The sequence below is a fragment of the Dyella ginsengisoli genome, assembly GCF_044904665.1.
GTDB classification, from domain to species: domain Bacteria; phylum Pseudomonadota; class Gammaproteobacteria; order Xanthomonadales; family Rhodanobacteraceae; genus Dyella_A; species Dyella_A ginsengisoli.
In genome coordinates this window covers 310,139-327,361 of record NZ_JADIKM010000004.1, presented here as the reverse complement: position 1 = coordinate 327,361, position 17,223 = coordinate 310,139, and the positions used below count along the sequence as shown (strand labels likewise).

The window sequence follows — 17,223 nt, the reverse complement described above, 5'->3', positions numbered from 1 at the left end:
CGCAAAAAAACTGTAGGGCCGGCGAGCAAGCGCGAGGCGGTGCGGTACCTGGTCGAGGTGCACGCGCGGCCGCTACGCCGGTCCTGCGAGTGCGTCGGACTGTCGCGTGCCGCGTACTACCGCCCGCCGCTGGATTGGACAGTGCGCGATGCCGAACTCATCGCTGCCTTGGCTCGCCTGGTCGAGGATCGGCCCAGTCGAGGTTTCTGGAAGTGCTGTGCCCAGCTGCGCAAGGCGCGGCCGGACTGGAACCCCAAACGGATCTATCGGGTGTACAAGGCCATGAAGCTCAACCTTCGGCGGGCCGCACGGCGCCGCCTTCCCAAGCGTGAACGCGTAGCGCTGTACGTGCCGCGGCTGCCCGATACGGTGTGGTCGATCGATTTCATGAGCGACGCACTCGCCTGCGGACGCCGTTTCCGCACGTTCAACGTGGTCGACGACTTCAACCGCGAAGCGCTGCACATCGAGGTCGACACGTCGATCACTTCGGCGCGGTTGGTGCGCATCTTCGACCAGATCAAACGCGACCACGGATTGCCGCAAGTGCTGCGCTCGGACAACGGGCCGGAGTTCCTGGGCGAGGCATTTACTCAGTGGGCCAAGGCCAGCGGCGTGGCCATCCAGTACATCCAGCCCGGCAAGCCCAACCAGAACGCCTACATCGAACGCTTCAACCGGACCTTCCGTGAGGAGGTCCTCGACCAGCACTTGTTCGCCCGCCTGGAGGATGTGCGCGAGGCCGCCTACTGGTGGATGCTCGACTACAACGAGCAACGCCCTCACGAATCACTCGGCGACCTGACGCCCGCCGAGTACCGTCAACAAGCCGCCAGCGGTTCTACTTTTGAAGTGTCTGCTTGACGGGGGAGCTTACGCTTTGACCGCGCCCTTTACGCCGTAAGTCGTAAAATACCCGATGGTGATAAGGACAATCAGTGGAAGATGCGCTTTTGACAAAAACACGTGAAAAACCTCCATGTAGGCCTAACGCTATGTAGATTGCAGCCCGCGGTCTAATCCTGCGGCCTATCACCGATTCGGTGCGCCGAAGATTGCCGTCCCCTCTCGCTGGAACAGCAACTTACCACCCGTGCCGCAGCCTGATCCAACCATCCAATCCTGCAGTTCGATTTGATCCGGGCAAGGCTGGCCTTGGGCAGTCCGGCACGGTGACACCTCATCCGAAGATCGACGCTACCGCCCCTTCCCCCAGCATCCGCCACTCCCCCGCCGGCAGATCGCCCAAGACCAACCCGCCCACCGACACCCGATGCAGCGCCTCCACGTGGTTGCCCACGGCGGCGAACATGCGACGCACCTGGTGGTAGCGGCCTTCGTGCAGGGTGAGGCGGGCCTTGCGGGGTTCGAGCACTTCTAGCTCCGCGGGGAGCAGCGGGGTGGTTTCGGATTCCAGCAGCAGGGTGCCGCTGGCGAAGGTGGCGGCTTCGTCGCCGCGCAGGTCGTTGGCGAGGGTGGCCTCGTAGACCTTGGGCACGTTGGACTTGGGCGAGATGATCCGGTGCAGCAGGGCGCCGTCGTCGGTGAACAAGAGCAGGCCGCTGGTATCGCGATCGAGGCGGCCGACGGTGGAGAGCGCGGGATCGCGCACGCGGTAGCGCGGCGGCAGCAGGTCGTAGACGACGCGGCCGCCGTCCTTGCGCGAGCAGGTGACACCGAGCGGCTTGTGCATCATCAGCACCATGCCGGGGGGCGGATCGAGCGGCTCGCCGTCGAGGCGGATCTGCGCGTGCTCCACCTTGTCGTCGGCGTACAGCACCTCGCCGTCGGCGTCGGTGATGCGGCCCTCGCGGAACATCCACTGCACGTCCTTGCGGCTGCCGTAGCCCAGGTTGGCGATGAGCTTGACCAGTTTCATGCGCGCACTCCGCGGGCGGTGATGACCTTGAAGCCGCCTTCGTCGGCCACCGCGCGCACCTCGCTGAACAGCGTGGTGAGCGTGGCTTCATAAGGCAGGTGACGGTTGGCGACCAGCCACAGCTGGCCGTGTGGCGTGAGCGCCCTGGCCGCGGCGGCGATGAAGGCGCGGCCGAGTTCCGGCTGGTCGGCGCGGCCCAGGTGGAACGGCGGGTTGCTGACGATGGCGTCGTAGCGGCCGGGCAGGCCGGCGGTGACGTCGTGCCAGTGCAGCGCCACGGCAACGCTGCGCCCTGCCCTGGCCTGCGCCTCGGCCAAGTTGCGCTGCGCCGGTTCCAGCGCGCGCTGTTCAGCCTCGAAGCCGTCCAGCGCGGCGACGCCCGGGCAGCGCGCAATCACCTCGCTGGCGAGGTAGCCGTAGCCGACGCCGAGGTCGGCGACGTGGCCGGCGAGGTCGTGCGGCAGGTGGGTTGCGAGCAGCGCGGAGGCGGCGTCGATGCGATCCCATGCGAACAGGCCGGGGCGGCTCCAGTAGCCGGCGGCGTTGCGGCGCAGTGTGTCCAGCGCGAGCCACTCGGCTTGCAGCGCGGTGTCATGCGTGCCGTCCAGCGGCGCGGTCCAGAACACACGGCATTTGTGTTTGGAGAGTTGCCCGCCCTGTTTCGCCAAGGCCGCGAGGTCGGCCTGCGCGGACTTTGCACCCTCGGCGTTCGGCACGCAGGCCAGCACCACGCCACCGGGGGCGGCGAGCTGCACGGCGCGGGCGAACAGCGCGCGTGCTTCGTCGCGCTGGCGCGGCGGCAGCACGAGCACGAGGTCGAAGTGCTCGCCTTCCACATGCGCCTCGACGCGGAAGCGGCTGCGCTCCAACGCCTCGGCAAACGGCTTGAAGCTCTGCTCGCCGCGCCAGCCGGAGTGCGCCATCTCGCGCAGGCGAAAGCCGTCACGGGCGCGCACGAACAGCACGCGGGCGTCGGTCGGCAGGCGCAGGGCACCCGCTTCCAGCGGCAGGAACAGCGCATCGAGCACGTCGTCGACGGGGGCGGCGGCTACAGGGGACATCGGCACGGCTTCGGGGCAACGGGCGGGCCGTGATTGTACGCGGGGGTGGTGTGGGCGGGCTGGGGAATTGGGGTCTGAAGCACGAGGGAGGAAGAGCATCGCGCGCGAGCGCGCTCCTACAGTGGGCGATGCTCTGGTAGGAGCCCGCTCGCGGGCGATGCGTTTGGCGATACAGCGCGAGCTGGTCACACAACATGATGTGCGCGGCGCAGCTATGCGGGCCGCAGGCCGCTGACAAAAAGCATCGCGACTGAAGTCGCTCCTTCAGGAGCGTGCTGCTACTTCTTGCGCTCCAGCATCGCCTTGAGGTCGGCGAAGGGGTTGCCGGTGGCGGGGGCCTGGGTGTCGCCGGTGTCGAGAGTGCCGGTGTCGTAGTCGAGGTAACGCTGGTGCTCGTTGTCGTGGCAGTACACGCACAGCAGCTCCCAGTTGCTGCCGTCGGCCGGGTTGTCGTCGTGGTTGTGGTTGCGGTGGTGCACGGTGAGCTGCTGCACGTTGCTGCGGTCGAACTCGCGGGCGCAGCGGCCGCAGATCCACGGGTACATCTTCAGCGCGCGGTCGCGATAGCCGTGGCCGCGCTGTTCGGCGGCGCGGCGGGCGTCGGCGACGACGCGATCAAGTTTGCTGGTGTTGATGGGAGGCATGGCAACGGGTTTCGACTTGTCGTTCGGCGGAGGCTGGAGAGAAGACGCTGGACCCCGGCCCTTGTCCCCTTTTCGGGATGCGCCGGGGTGACGCATCGGGATGGGATCGGCGGACGCCAGCGCGCCGCCGATCCCACGGGCAGCTTACGCCCCTGCCCGGCCCATCCGGCCGACCCAGCGGTACAGCACGAACACCACGATGGCGAAGGCGCCGCCGCCGAGCCACACGGCGATATGGGCGAAGCTGGGACTGACCAGGGCGAGCGGGCCGTCCTTGTTGAGGCCGAGCTTGTCGGCGAAGGCGACGATGGCGGCGATCACCACGCCGATGATGCTCTCGCCCACGATCAGGCCGGAGGCCAGCAGCACGCCGAGCTGCTTCACCGGTTCGGCGCGCGGGCCCTTGTCGGCCTGGCGGTCATAGACCCAGCCCACGATGGAGCCGACCACCACCATCAGCGTGCTCACCGTGGGCAGGTAGATGCCCAGGCCCACCGCCAGCGGCGGCAGGCGGAAGCGGCTGACGCGGGCCAGCACTTCGTCGATCACGATGATGCCGGCGCCGATCAGCGCGCCCACCTCGATCAGGCTCCAGTCGATGTTGCCCTGGATCACGCCCTGCGCCAGCGCCGAGATCAGCCCGGCCTGCGGTGCCGGCAACGCGGTGGCCGGGTTCACGCCCGGCGCGCCGAGGAAGCCGTAGGCCTGGTTCACCAGGTCCAGTACCGGCGGGATCACCGCCGCGCCGGCGATCACACCCACGATCAGCGCCGCCTGCTGTTTCCACGGCGTGGCGTCGACCAGCTGGCCGGTCTTGAGATCCTGCAGGTTGTTGTTGGCGATGGCCGCCACGGTGAACACCACCGCGGTGACGAAGAGCGAGAACGCCACCAGCGCCTTGCCGGTGTCCGGCGCCAGATGCGGCTGCACGAACGCCGTGAGCAGCAGCGAGGAGCAGATCACCACCAGGATGCCCACGCCCGACAGCGGGCTGTTGGACGAACCGATCAGGCCGGCCATGTAGCCGCACACGGTGGAGACGAAGAAGCCCATCAGCACCACGAACGCCACGCCGCCCACCGCCAGCATGCCGACCGCGCTGCCCAGGCCGCTGACGTTGGCGAAGTGGCCGAGCAGCCAGGCGATCGGCACGAAGCAGGCCAGCGTGATCAGGCCGACGAGGCCGATCGGCATGTCGCGCTCGGTGCGCGGCAGGGTGTCGGCCTGGCCGGCCTTGCGCACGCGATTGGCGGCCATGGCGCCGGCCAGGCCGCTGGCGACCGGCTTGACCAGCTTGGCCAGGGTCCAGATCGCCGATACCGCGATGGCGCCGGCGCCCACGTAGCGCACCTTGTGGCTCCAGGTGGCCTGGGCGAGCTCGGCGATGGCGCCGGTGCCGCCGGCCAGCGCGGCGTAATGCGGCACGCCCCAGCCCCAGCCGATCAGCGCACCGACCAGCATGGCGATGCCCACCGAGATGCCGACCAGGTGGCCGATCGCGAACAGCGCGAACGACAGCCCGAAGTCGAAGCCGGTGACGCCGCCGCGGTCATTGACCTTGAAGTACTTCACCACGTCGGAGGCGAAGATCTGCGTCGCCACCACCACCGCGAACACCGCCGAGACGATCGCGCCCCACAGCACGGCGAGCAGGCCGGCGCGGCTGTCCTCGGTAGCGCTGTCGGTGGTGTCGTCACCGGCGCCCACCTTGAGCACCTCGGCGCAGGCCACGCCTTCCGGGTACGGCAGGTCCGAGCCGGTGACCAGCGCGCGGCGCAGCGGGATCGAATACATCACGCCCAGGATGCCGCCCAGCGCGCAGATGGCGAACGAGAGCCAGAACGGAAACCCGGTCCACCAGCCGATGATGATCATGCCCGGCAGCACGAAGATGATCGACGACAGCGTGCCGGCCGCCGAGGCGATCGTCTGCACGATGTTGTTTTCCTGGATCGTCGAATTCTTGAACCCGCGCAGCAGCGCCATCGAGATCACGGCAGCGGGGATCGAGGTGGAGAACGTGAGGCCGGCCTTGAGGCCGAAGAACACATTGGCGGCGGTGAACACGACCGTGATCACCACGCCGATGATCAGGCCACGGACGGTCAGTTCGGTGCGCGGCTCGAGGCCCGACGCTTTGGGTTGGCTCACGTGTGGTTCTCCCCCGGATGGACAAGGCCCGAAAGATAGCCGGTAACGGGGCACCATGGCAGCGCGCACCGCCGCATGGCGGGCCGCGTCAGCCGCGCGGCGGGAACGCCCAGCGCAGGAAATCCGGCAGCACGGCCGCCCAGGCCTTCTGTTCGTGGTGGGCGCCCGGCACCACGTCCAGCGCCACCTGGCCCGTGCGCGGCGCGTGCGCGGGATCGCCCTCCACCACCTGATAGCCGAGCTGGCGCAGGCCGCGGCGCGGCGTGCCGTCGACGTCGCGCCAGCCGTCGACGAGATCGCGCAGGTCGTCCACCGCGTCGATCACGCCGTCGCCGTCGCGATCGCTGGTTTCCTCGCCGGTGCCGATGGAAAACCACCACCGCAGCGCGGGACGCACCGGCCCGCGGTCGACCATCCGCAGCGCCAGCCGCGTGTGCTGCACGGCGGTCGCGCTCGTGCGATCGCCTGCCACCCAGAAGGAAGGCGAGAACGCGCCCACCGTGCCGAACACGTCCGGATCGTTCCAGCCCAGGCCGAACGCGCTCAACGCGCCGAGCGACCAGCCGAGCATGGCGCGGTCGGCGGGCACCGGGTTAGTGCGGTAGCGCGCGTCGATGGTCGGCACCAGCGTGTCGACAAACCACTGCGCATACGGCTGCGCCTGCACGCCGATCGCGCCGAAGCGCGAGCCACCCACCACGCTGCGGCGACGGGCGCGATCGAACAGGCCGTAGAGCGCGAGGCGATCGGGCAAGGCGTCCACTGCCACCACGATCACCGGCGCGATGGCGTGCCTGGCGTAGAGGTTCGCGAGCGTCGCCTGCAGGCCGACCGAAGGCATGTCCTGGCCGTCGTTGGCGTAGAGCACCGGGTAGCGTGCGCTGCCCTGCACATAGCCCGGCGGCAGGTAGACGGTGATGTGGAAGGTGTGCGGGGCAAAGGCAGGGCTGGGGAGTTGGAAGTTGTCGGTGGTGGAGGCGTCATGCACCGAGGCGACTGCTTCGGCGGCGCTCGGGTGCGACGGGATGAGCAGCAGGCAGAGCGCCATGGCGAGCAGTCGGTGGGGAGATGGCATGCCGGTGGGCCTTGCGGGTGTGGATGGAGGACGAGGACGTGGCTTGATGGCCTTCGATATCGCTGCGCTCAGGGCCCGCCCTCACCCAGCGACAACCGGCTGCAGAACCGCCGCGGCTCCCCGCTCAACGGATCATCAAACACCAGCTCCCGCGCCAGCAGCATGAGCGGCCGCGCAGGATCGTCCGGCCCCTCCGGCTGCAGCTCGGGATACAGCGGATCGTTGGCAATCGCCGCACCCAGTCCCGCCATCTGCACGCGCAGCTGGTGCTTGCGGCCGGTGACCGGCTGCAGCCGATAGCGCCACAGCGCATCGCCGCGCTCGATCACGGCAATACGCGTCTCGCTGTTCGGCTCGCCAGCCGCCTCGCGCATGCGGAAGAACGGCTCGCCGCGCTCGATGCGCGAGCGCCGCACCAGCGGGAACGTGACATCCGGCAACGGCGGCGCCAGCGCCTCGTAGACCTTGCCGATGCGCCGCTCGCGAAACAGCGCCTGGTAGGCGTCGCGCGTGTCCGGGCGGATCGAGAGCATCACCAGTCCGCGGGTGAGGCGATCGATGCGGTGCAGCGGCACCAGATCCGCATGGCCGGTGGCTGCCACCAGTCGTGCCAGCAGGGTCTGGGTGACGTAGGCGCCTGCCGGCGTCACCGGCAGGAACGGCGGCTTGTCGGCCACCAGCAAATGCTCGTCGGCAAACACGATGCGCACCTCGCCCGGAATCGCCGGCTCGTCGGCCACCTCGCGGAAGTAGCGCACCGGCATGCCCGCGCGGTACGGCGTGTGCGCGGTGATCGGCGCGCCGTCGGCATCGAGCACGCGACCGCGGGCGATGCGGTCCAGCCACTGCGCGCGCGGAATGGTGGCGAAGTGGTCGCACAGGCAGTCCAGCACCGTGGACCAGTCGCCGGGCGGCAGGTGCAAAGTGCTGGCGGGGATGGAGGTCGTCATGGCGAGCGCGCAGCGTAACGCGATGGCCGCGGCCGGTCCCGGCTAAACTACGCGGCTGACATCACGGAATGCGCGCCATGGCCCTCAACGCCACCATCTACAAGGTCGAGCTGCAGGTCAGCGACATGGACCGGCACTACTACGCCACCCACGCGCTCACCCTCGCCCGCCATCCGTCGGAAACCGAGGAGCGCCTGATGGTGCGCCTGCTCGCCTTTGCGCTGTATGCCGACGACCGGCTGGAGTTCGGCAAGGGCCTGAGCAACGAGGAGGAGCCGGACCTGTGGCGCAAGAGCTACACCGACGAGATCGAGCTGACCATCGAGCTGGGCCAGCCGGACGAGGCGCGCATCCGCAAGGCCTGCGCCAAGTCGCAGCAGGTGGTGGTGATCAACTACGGTGGCCGCGCGGCGGACGTGTGGTGGGACAAGATCGCCAGCAGCCTCACCCGCTTCCGCAACCTCACCGTGCTCGACATTCCCGAGGCCACCGTGCAGCAGCTGATCGGTCTGCTCGAGCGCGGCATGCGGCTGCAGGCGTTGATCCAGGATGGCGAGCTGCAGCTGATGAACGGCGATACCAGCGTCGCGGTGAAGCCGGTTGCACGCATGGCGTCAGCCGGCTGATGTTGCCCCAGCTGGCGTGCGCCACCGGTGCACGGGCCGCTGATTCCTGAGACGGCCGCGGCTTGCATCGGGACGTCTCTCAGGCGGAATTCACGCCGCAAGATCCAGCGGCAAGTCACGCAGCGGCGATGCACCACGCCCGGGATCGCCGTGTCGACAGGCCCGGCGCTCCATCCGATCGACGCTCAAGCCTCGTCCGCATCTGTCAGCCGTGCCTCGCTTTCGGGATAGCGCACCGGCAGCGCCACGCGGAAGGTAGAGCCGTTGCCCGGGCTGGTTTCCAGCTCGATACCGGCATCCAGCAGCTCGCACAAGCGCTTGACGATCGCCAGGCCCACACCCTCACCGCGTGCCTGATGCGGCGGCAGTGTCTGCGATTGCGCCGGCTGGGTCTGCGCGTAATCGCTGCGTTCGGCCACGGTGCCATCGGCGTGACTGTCGTCCACACGATGCATGACCTGGGTGGCGTCATACATCTGCTGCGCCAGCGGCGCACCGGGCCCGGCGTCGAGCCCCGGCCCGGTGTCCTGCACGCAGAACGACCAGCTTTCGCCGGGCGAGGCGTCTTCTGCCTGCCAGGTCACGATGATGCCCCCGCGCTCGGTGTACTTGAGCGCGTTGAGCACGAGGTTCTGCAGGATGCGGGTGATCTTGGTGCGGTCGCCCTCCACCATCAGCTGATCCGGCCCTTCAGTGCGCAGGTACAGCCCCTTGGCGTCGGCCAGCGGCATCGAGGTGATGCAGAAGTCGCGCAGCATGGCGGCCGCGTCGAACGAGGTGATGGATCGCTGCTCGTGGCCGGCCTCCAGCCGCGCAAGGTCCATCAGGTCATTGAGCATCTCGTGCAGCGACGACACGCCCCGCTGCAGCATGCTCAGGAAGCGCGAGCGCGCCGGCTCGGGCAGGTCCTCGCTGTCCAGCACCGAGCTGGCGCCCTTCACCACCGTGACGCTGCCGCGCAGGTCGTGCGCCGCCTCGCGCCAGGCCTCGGCACGCGCCCGCTCCAGCACGCCCACCGTAGCCAGCGCCTGCTTGAGGTCGTTGATGTATCCCGCCGCCTCGGTCTGGTGCAGGTGCCAGTACTGCGTGGTGCTCTCGTTGATGCCGTTCCAGCACAACCTGCTGAGCTCCTCGCGCGCGGTGCGCATCACGTCGGCCTCAAGCTCCGGATGCGCGTCGGCGTAGCTCTCCACAATATCCATCAGGCACATCTGCAACTGACCCCACTCCCGCGTAAGGTCGCGCAGCTGGTAGCCCTGCTGCCAACGCTGCAGGCCATGCCCGCTCACCTGTTCCTGTTCCCGCCGTTCGGCGCGGGGCGTGGGTGCCTCGGGCCAGACACGCAAGGTGCGGGTGTAGGCATCGATCACACCGGGGATGTGGTCGTTGAACTGCAGCCGGCTCAGTGAGAGGGCCGCGGTGAAGCCGGGAATGCGTTCGGTCGCAACGCGCCAGCGCCGGAGGATGTCCGACCGCTGTTGATCCAGATAGTCCGCCAGCGCAGCCAGCTGGATGCGGGCGATGCGAGTGTCGCTCATGAGTAGGTGCCACGTGATTCATTGGCTGCCAGAACGGGCAGCGGGCGCTCGGGTTGAGGGTCGAAAGGATGGCTGTGGCACGCCTCCAGACGGAACGCCGACCCTTCGCATGCTACCCGCTCGCGCAACCCGCTGGATTAACGCCCGGCGCACGCCTGTCTCAAGCGCCCGCGGAAGCCGACGATAACGTTCGGACAGCAGCACCATCGGGTCGCATGGCGGCGTCTTCACAGGCGGTGTAACGTGCATATGAGAAGGGGATCCGGTAGCAGCGGGCGGGGTTTCGCCAGCGCGCGCTGGCCGGCACGGAGCGATCAGGGCGAGGCGGCACAGCATGGGCAGTGCGATGGATCTCGGCGGCATCACCCCGATTCTTTCCACGATCTCGGAAGGCATCCTGCTGGCCGACGCCCAGGGCCATGTCACCTTCGTCAACCAATCCTTCACTGACCTCACCGGTTTCACCAGCGCCGATCTGCTGGGCAAGACCTGCCGCGCCATGCAGGGGCCGCTGACCGATCCGGACACCGTGCAGGCGATCCGCACCGCGATCAGAGCCGGCAAGCCGTTTTCCGGCGAAATCCTCAACTACACCCGGACCGGCGAGACGTTCTGGAACGATCTCACCATCACCCCGGTGTTCGAACAGAGTGTGCTGACCGGCTTTCTCGGCATCACTCGCGACAGCTCGGCGCGCAAGGGGGCGGTGGACGCGCAGGCCTCGCGCGAGCGGCTGTACCGGTTCCTGTTCGAGCACGTGCAGGCGGGCATCGTGCTGCATCGGGCCAACACCGAGATCATCTACGCCAACGAGACGGCGCTGAGCCTGCTCGGCATGACCCACGACGTCCTGCTCGGCGCGTTCTACACCGACGAGCACTTCGAGTTCCTCCGCGAGGACGGCTCGCCGATGCCGCTGGAAGAATTTCCGGTGGCGCGTGCGCTGAGCACCCGCTGCGTGGTGAAGAATCTCGTGCTTGGCCTGCGTCATCCGGACGACCGGGCCCTGGTGTGGGTGATGTGCAACGCGTTCCCCAACCTCGACGGCCAGGGCGAACCCACCGAGGTGGTGGTGAGCTTCACCGACGTCACCGAGCTGAAGCAGGCCGAGCGGGCGCTGGCCAAGTCCGAGGAACGCCTGAGCCTGGTGCTGCGCGGCGCCAACGACGCGGCATGGGACTGGGACCTGGGGCTCGACGAGCTGTACTACTCGCCCCGCTGGTGGCAGATGATCGGCTACCAGCCGGACGAACTGCCGGTGGACTCGCAGCTGTGGAAGCGGCGCATGCACGCGGACGACGTTCCCCGCGTCACTGCTGCGCTGGAAGGCCATCTCGCCGGCGACACCGCCAGCTACGAGATCGAATTCCGCCTGCAGCACCGCGACGGTCATTACGTGCCGGTGCTCTCGCACGGCTTCATCCTGCGCGACGCCAGCGGCCGCCCCACCCGCATCTCCGGCACCAACACCGACCTCACCGAGCGCAAGCGTGCCGAGCAGCAGATCCACCGCCTCGCCTACTACGACCCGCTCACCGCGCTGCCGAATCGGCGCCTGCTGATGGAGCGCCTGGGCAGCATCGTCAGCCGGCCGGCGTCGGGCCGCGAGCAGGGCGCGATGCTGTTCATCGACATCGACAACTTCAAGCTGCTCAACGACACCATCGGCCACGACGTGGGCGACCAGCTGCTCAAGCAGGTGACCCGCCGCCTGCACGCCTGCGTGCGCAGCCGCGACGTGCTGGCGCGACTGGGCGGCGACGAGTTCGTGGCGCTGCTGGAGAACCTCGGCCACGACCGCGCCGGCGCGCTGCAGCGGGCCGAAGGCGTGGCGCACAAGATTCGCGACGTGCTCTCCCTGCCCTACAGCCTGGGCAGCATCGACTACCGCTGCACGGTGAGCATCGGCATCGCCCTGTTCGACGAGAGCGAGCGCGGCGCCGACACCACGCTCAAGCAAGCCGACCTGGCGATGGCGCAGGCCAAGGCCGCCGGCAAGAACACCCTGCGCGTGTTCGACCCCAGTATGCAGGTGGCGGTGGAAGAGCGCCTCGCGCTGGAACACGACCTGCGCGCCGACCTGCAGGTGCGCCGCCTGCAGCTGCATTTCCAGCCGCAGGTGGACAGCAGCGGCCGCACCGTCAGCGCCGAGGTGCTGCTGCGCTGGCAGCACCCGGTGCGCGGCAACGTGCCGCCGGACGAGTTCATCCCGATCGCCGAAGCCACCGGGCTGATCCTGCCGTTGGGCGAATGGGTGCTGGAAAGTGCCTGCCGGCAGCTCGCCGCCTGGGCCGGCGATCCGCACATGGCGCACCTGAGCCTGTCGGTGAACGCCAGCGTGCGGCAGTTCCACGACCCGGGCTTCGTGCAGTCCGTGCTGGACATCCTCGCGCGCACCGGCGCCGATCCGGCACGGCTGGTGATCGAGGTCACCGAGAGCCTGTTCGCCGACAACATGGAGGAGGTCATCGCCCGGATGGCGCGCCTGCGCGAGACCGGCGTGCGCTTCTCGCTGGACGACTTCGGCACCGGCTACTCCTCGCTCAGCTACCTGCAGCGCATGCCGCTGGACGAGATCAAGATCGACCGCTCCTTCATCCTCGACATCACCGGCAGCGAGCACGCCGCCACCATCGCCCGCATGATCATCTCGCTGGCCGACAACCTGCGCATCACCGTGGTGGCCGAGGGCGTGGAGACCGAGGCGCAGCGCGCCTACCTGCACGACCACGGCTGCCGCCACTACCAGGGCTACCTGTTCAGCGAGGCGCTGCCGCTGGAGGCGTTCGAAGCGCGGCTGCGGCGGGTCGTCACGTCCTGACCATCGGCTAATGGCCGACGCGCGACGCGGCCTGCTACCGTGACTCTTTCACCCCAGGGGAATCCACCACGATGTTGCTCAAGCTGCTTCCTGCCTCCCTCAAGGCCGGCCTGATGCCGGCCGTCGCCACCGCGCTGCTGGCCTTTTCGGCCGGTGCCTTTGCCCGGCAGGACGCCGCACCGAAATACCCCGACTACCCCAGCGAGACGCCGGCCAGCTTTACCCCGGTAAACGCCGACGCCGACTTCGAGCGCCGCGTGGTGATGATCCCGATGCGCGACGGGGTCAAGCTGCACACCGTGATCCTGGTACCGAAGAACCTCAACGGCGACCACGCCAAGCATGCCGGCATCGTGCTCACCCGCACGCCCTACGACGCCGACGCGCTCACCACCCACTCGCAGAGCGGCAACTTCGCCGCCAACCTGGAGGGTTACGACAACCCGGCCGACGTGATCGTGGAGGACGGCTACATCCGCGTGGTGCAGGACGTGCGCGGCAAGTACCACTCCGAGGGCGATTACGTGATGAACCGGCCGGTGCACGGGCCGCTCAATCCCACCCCGGTGGACGATGCCACCGACACCTACGACACCATCGACTGGCTGGTGAAGCATGTGCCGGAGAGCAACGGCAAGGTCGGCACGCTGGGCATTTCCTACGACGGCTTCGAGCCGCTGATGGCGCTGATCCATCCGCATCCGGCGCTGAAGGTGTCGGTGCCGATGAACCCCATGGTCGACGGCTGGATGGGCGACGACTGGTTCCACAACGGCGCCTTCCGCCAGCAGAACCTGCCCTACATCTACGAGCAGACCGCCACCCGCGACAACTCCGCCAAGTGGTGGTCGAACGTGCAAGACGATTACGACCTCTACCTGCGCGCGGGCTCCGCCGGCGAGCTGGCGCGCCAGCACGGCATGCAGCAGCTCGGCTTCTGGCAGAAGATGCTCGACCACACCGAGTACGACGCGTTCTGGCAGGACCAGGCGGTCGACAAGCTGCTCGCGAAAGAGCCGCTGAAGGTGCCGGTGATGCTGGTGCACAGCCTGTGGGACCAGGAAGACAGCTACGGCGCCATCGCCGTGTACAAGGCGATCAAGCCCAAGGACACCACGGGCACCATGGTCAAGCTGGTGATGGGGCCGTGGCACCACGGCCAGGAGATCGAGGACGCCAGTTCGCTGGGCGCATTGAAGTTCGGCAGCGACACCGGCCGGTACTTCCGCGAGCAGGTGCTGCGGCCGTTCTTGGCGCAGTACCTGAAGGACGGCGCGCCCAAGGCCGATGTCGCCCCGGTCACCGCGTTCCAGACCGGCACCAACCGGTGGGAGCGACTGAGCAACTGGCCGGCCGGCTGCGGCGGCAGCTGCAAGGTGAAGCCCACCCCGCTGTACCTGGATGCCGGCATGAAGCTCGGCTTCGAGAACGCCGACGACGGCGACAGCGACGCCTACGTGTCCGATCCGGCACACCCGGTGCCGTTCCGCGCCCGGCCGATCCAGCCGGTGGGCTACGACGCCGGGCAGACCTGGTCGCAGTGGCTGGTGGACGACCAACGCGAGGCCTCAGGCCGCACCGACGTGCTCACCTACACCTCCGACGTGCTCACCTCTCCGCTGACCATCGCCGGCCAGCCGCAGGTACACCTCACCGCCTCCACCACCGGCACCGACAGCGACTGGGTGGTGAAGCTGATCGACGTCTATCCCGACATGGTCGGCAACCAGCCGGAGATGGGCGGCTACCAGCTGGCGGTGGCGATGGACATCCTGCGCGGCCGCTACCGCCAGGGCTTCACCGAGTCCAGGCCGATCGAGCCGAACAAGCCGCTGCCGTACACCTTCGCCCTGCCCACCACCAATCACGTTTTCCTGCCGGGCCACCGCATCATGGTGCAGGTGCAGTCGAGCTGGTTCCCGCTGTACGACCGCAACCCGCAGACCTTCGTGCCGAACATCATGCTGGCCAAGCCGGAGGACTTCCAGAAGGCCACGCAGAAGGTGTTCCACTCCAGCTACCTCGAGCTGCCGGTGGTGGCCTCGGGCAAGGGTTCCTGACCACGGCCTGAGGGCTTCGCCCGCCGCGCGCCGAAATGCGTCCGCGGCGGGCGAAAGCTGTCACCATGGCAGGACGCGGGGATCACTCCGCAGGAGCGCGCCATGAAAGGTCTGAACCAGCAGAAAGGCGACAAGAAGAAAGCCTTGAAGACACCCAAGGAAAAGAAGGCCGAGAAGACGGCCAAGAAAGCGGCGAAGGGCCACACCTTCCCCGGTGGTTGAACCGAAAAAGGGCCGCGATGCGGCCCTTTTTCATGGCGAAGCGCTGGTTCCGCGAGGCCCTATGCGGCCTACGCCGTCGGGGCTGAGTCCCTCCCACACATCCGGTGGAAGCCCGGGCGCTCTGTGGGAGCGGCTTCAGCCGCGACGCTCTTCGACCCCAACAGCATCAAATCCACCTGCGCACAGCGAAAGCTCAATCCTCCCGCGCCGCCTCACGCCCCTGCTGGCGGATGATCGCTTCCTCGCGGGCGTCGATGATCGACTGCATCACGCTGTCCACGTCGGCGGTGCGCTCGTCGAAGGTGAAGTGGCCGGTGAGCTCGGTGTCCGGATGCAGTTCGCTCTGCTCGAACAGCGCCCACATCTCTTCCGCGTAGTGGGTGTCCAGCAGCTCCGGCGCGAAGCGCGCCAGGCTGATGGTGAGGTTGCCCACGTCGCGGCGGAGCATGAAGCGCGCGTTGTTGTTGCCCGCGGCACTCACCGCCTGCGGCAGGTCGATGATCACCGGGCCGTCCGGCCCCACCAGCACGTTGTATTCGGACAGGTCGCCGTGGATCAGCCCCACGCAGAGCATGCGCGCCACCTGCTGCATCAGGAACCGGTGCCAGGCGCGTGCGGTGTCCGCATCGAGATCCACCTCGCCCAGCCGCGGCGCGGAGTGGCCGTCCTCGTCGGTGACCAGCTCCATCAGCAGCACGCCGTTGAAGTAGCCGTACGGCCGCGGCACGCGCACGCCGGCGTCGTTGAGCAGGTAGAGCGCGTCGACCTCGGCATTCTTCCAGGCCGCTTCGGCCTCCTTGCGGCCGAACTTGGTGGACTTGCCCATGGCGCGCGCCTCGCGGCTGCCGCGCACCTTGCGCCCTTCCTGGTACTGCACGCGCTGCTGGAAGCTGCGCTGGGCCATGTCCTTGTAGACCTTGGCGCAGCGGATGTGGTCGCCCGAGCGCACCACGTACACCGAGGCCTCCTTGCCGCTCTTGAGCGGGCGCAGCACCTGGTCGATCACGCCGTCGTCGATGAGGGGCTGCAGGCCGTTGGGAATCTTCATGCGGTAGGGCTTGGCCGTGCGGGGAAGTGCGCCATGATGCCCGAAGCGCGCCGCCGCCGGCTCATCCGGCGTTCGCCAGCGGGGCCGGCGCCAGCGCGTCGCGCGCGGCGGCGGCCAGTTCGAACGAGTGCAGGCGCGCCGCATGGTCGAAGATGTTGGCGGTGAGCAGCAGCTCGTCCGGCCGGTGCCGGGCGATGAAATCGGCCAGCCCGCGCCGCACCGTGGCCGGATCACCCACCACCGCGCAGGCCAGCGCCTGCTCCACGCCGAGCCGCTCGACGGGCGTCCAGAACGCCTCGATATCGTCGATCGGCGGCGGGATCAGCCCCGGCCGGCCGCGGCGCAGGTTCACGAACGCCTGCTGCTGGGTGGTGAACAGCCGCCGCGCCTGCGCGTCGCTGTCGGCGGCCACCACGTTGAGCGCGAGGATGGCGTGCGGCTCGGCCAGCCGTGCCGAGGGGCGGAAGTCGCGGCGGTAGATCGCCAGCGCCTGGTCCATCGCATCCGGCGCGAAGTGCGAGGCAAACGCGAACGGCAGCCCGAGCTGGGCGGCCAGCTTGGCGCTGAACAGGCTCGATCCGAGCAGCCAAACCGGCACGTCGAGCCCCGCGCCCGGTACCGCGCGCACCGCCTGCCCCGGCTTGGCGGGCTCGAAATAGCCCAGCAGCTCGATCACGTCGTTGGGAAAGGCGTCGGCGCTGTCGAAGTAGCGCCGCAGCGCCCGGGCGGTGGGCTGGTCGGTGCCGGGTGCACGGCCCAGGCCCAGGTCGATCCGGCCCGGATAGAGCGAGGCCAGCGTGCCGAACTGCTCGGCCACCTGCAGCGGCGCGTGGTTGGGCAGCATGATGCCGCCGGAGCCGACCCGGATGGTGGAGGTGCCACCGGCGATGTACCCGATCAGCACCGCCGTGGCCGCGCTGGCGATGCCCGGCATGTTGTGGTGCTCGGCCAGCCAGTAGCGGCGATAGCCCAGCCGCTCGCCCAGCTGCGCCAGGCTCAGCGCGTTGCGGAACGACTGGGCGGCGTCCCTGCCTTCGGTGACCGGGGCAAGGTCGAGGATGGAAAACGGGATCATGCGCGACTCGTCGGGGCGTGAGTCCCCATAGGTAGGGGCGCCCCGGCGCGAATGCCACCCCGCCGGGCCGCTA

At 68.5% G+C, this 17,223-nt stretch carries 13 protein-coding genes; 4 read left to right on the top strand and 9 right to left on the bottom strand.

The features are described 5' to 3' along the window. Positions 1-39 precede the first annotated feature (39 nt). On the top strand, positions 40-864 hold the full coding sequence (locus tag ISP17_RS15795; protein WP_404634926.1) for an IS3 family transposase: 825 nt from the start codon (positions 40-42) through the stop codon (positions 862-864). Positions 865-1,180: 316 nt separating this feature from the next. Here the strand turns inward: ISP17_RS15795 and ISP17_RS15790 are convergent, their stop codons facing one another. From ISP17_RS15790 to ISP17_RS15765, 6 genes are all read right to left on the bottom strand, one after another. After that, the gene (locus ISP17_RS15790) at positions 1,181-1,879 is read right to left on the bottom strand and encodes a pseudouridine synthase (protein WP_404634908.1); all 699 of its coding nucleotides are present in this window, start codon (positions 1,877-1,879) and stop codon (positions 1,181-1,183) included. Continuing rightward, a complete protein-coding gene (locus ISP17_RS15785) occupies positions 1,876-2,940 on the bottom strand; it encodes a class I SAM-dependent methyltransferase (protein WP_404634906.1) in 1,065 nt (354 codons plus the stop codon). Before ISP17_RS15785 ends, ISP17_RS15790 begins: the two co-directional genes overlap by 4 nt. A gap of 278 nt (positions 2,941-3,218) precedes the next feature. Further along, positions 3,219-3,584 (bottom strand): YajD family HNH nuclease, encoded by a 366-nt coding sequence (locus tag ISP17_RS15780; protein WP_404634904.1) that lies wholly within the window; start codon positions 3,582-3,584, stop codon positions 3,219-3,221. 144 nt (positions 3,585-3,728) lie between these two features. Next, positions 3,729-5,735 (bottom strand): OPT family oligopeptide transporter, encoded by a 2,007-nt coding sequence (locus ISP17_RS15775; protein ID WP_404634902.1) that lies wholly within the window; start codon positions 5,733-5,735, stop codon positions 3,729-3,731. 88 nt (positions 5,736-5,823) lie between these two features. Further along, a complete protein-coding gene (locus ISP17_RS15770) occupies positions 5,824-6,810 on the bottom strand; it encodes an alpha/beta hydrolase (protein WP_404634900.1) in 987 nt (328 codons plus the stop codon). Positions 6,811-6,878: 68 nt separating this feature from the next. Beyond that, positions 6,879-7,760 carry a pseudouridine synthase gene (locus ISP17_RS15765; RefSeq protein WP_404634898.1) on the bottom strand — a complete coding sequence of 294 codons (882 nt, stop codon included), beginning with the start codon at positions 7,758-7,760 and terminating at the stop codon, positions 6,879-6,881. A 77-nt stretch (positions 7,761-7,837) separates the two neighbouring features. On the opposite strand from ISP17_RS15765, the gene ISP17_RS15760 reads away from it, so the two are divergent. Further along, positions 7,838-8,386, top strand: coding sequence for a YaeQ family protein (locus ISP17_RS15760; RefSeq protein ID WP_404634896.1), 549 nt, complete (start codon positions 7,838-7,840; stop codon positions 8,384-8,386). A gap of 185 nt (positions 8,387-8,571) precedes the next feature. Here ISP17_RS15760 and ISP17_RS15755 read toward each other — a convergent pair whose 3' ends face one another. Further along, complete coding sequence (locus tag ISP17_RS15755) at positions 8,572-9,924, bottom strand: sensor histidine kinase (protein ID WP_404634894.1); 1,353 nt, start codon at positions 9,922-9,924, stop codon at positions 8,572-8,574. A 334-nt stretch (positions 9,925-10,258) separates the two neighbouring features. Between ISP17_RS15755 and ISP17_RS15750 the strand changes: the two genes are divergently transcribed. After that, a complete protein-coding gene (locus ISP17_RS15750) occupies positions 10,259-12,745 on the top strand; it encodes a sensor domain-containing protein (protein ID WP_404634892.1) in 2,487 nt (828 codons plus the stop codon). Positions 12,746-12,858: 113 nt separating this feature from the next. Then, positions 12,859-14,805: a CocE/NonD family hydrolase gene (locus ISP17_RS15745; RefSeq protein ID WP_404634924.1), complete on the top strand. Its 1,947-nt coding sequence runs from the start codon at positions 12,859-12,861 to the stop codon at positions 14,803-14,805. A 415-nt stretch (positions 14,806-15,220) separates the two neighbouring features. Here the strand turns inward: ISP17_RS15745 and ISP17_RS15740 are convergent, their stop codons facing one another. Continuing rightward, a complete protein-coding gene (locus ISP17_RS15740; protein ID WP_404634890.1) occupies positions 15,221-16,075 on the bottom strand; it encodes a PA4780 family RIO1-like protein kinase in 855 nt (284 codons plus the stop codon). Positions 16,076-16,136: 61 nt separating this feature from the next. Then, positions 16,137-17,150 (bottom strand): LLM class flavin-dependent oxidoreductase, encoded by a 1,014-nt coding sequence (locus ISP17_RS15735; protein ID WP_404634888.1) that lies wholly within the window; start codon positions 17,148-17,150, stop codon positions 16,137-16,139. Positions 17,151-17,223: the final 73 nt, after the last annotated feature.

Coding starts and splice junctions, on each gene's coding strand:
- ISP17_RS15765 (WP_404634898.1), bottom strand. CDS start 7,760: ATGACGACCTCCATCCCCGCCAGCACTTTGCACCTGCCGCCCGGCGAC.
- ISP17_RS15745 (WP_404634924.1), top strand. CDS start 12,859: ATGCCGGCCGTCGCCACCGCGCTGCTGGCCTTTTCGGCCGGTGCCTTT.
- ISP17_RS15780 (WP_404634904.1), bottom strand. CDS start 3,584: ATGCCTCCCATCAACACCAGCAAACTTGATCGCGTCGTCGCCGACGCC.
- ISP17_RS15790 (WP_404634908.1), bottom strand. CDS start 1,879: ATGAAACTGGTCAAGCTCATCGCCAACCTGGGCTACGGCAGCCGCAAG.
- ISP17_RS15770 (WP_404634900.1), bottom strand. CDS start 6,810: ATGCCATCTCCCCACCGACTGCTCGCCATGGCGCTCTGCCTGCTGCTC.
- ISP17_RS15755 (WP_404634894.1), bottom strand. CDS start 9,924: ATGAGCGACACTCGCATCGCCCGCATCCAGCTGGCTGCGCTGGCGGAC.
- ISP17_RS15740 (WP_404634890.1), bottom strand. CDS start 16,075: ATGAAGATTCCCAACGGCCTGCAGCCCCTCATCGACGACGGCGTGATC.
- ISP17_RS15785 (WP_404634906.1), bottom strand. CDS start 2,940: ATGTCCCCTGTAGCCGCCGCCCCCGTCGACGACGTGCTCGATGCGCTG.
- ISP17_RS15735 (WP_404634888.1), bottom strand. CDS start 17,150: ATGATCCCGTTTTCCATCCTCGACCTTGCCCCGGTCACCGAAGGCAGG.
- ISP17_RS15750 (WP_404634892.1), top strand. CDS start 10,259: ATGGGCAGTGCGATGGATCTCGGCGGCATCACCCCGATTCTTTCCACG.
- ISP17_RS15760 (WP_404634896.1), top strand. CDS start 7,838: ATGGCCCTCAACGCCACCATCTACAAGGTCGAGCTGCAGGTCAGCGAC.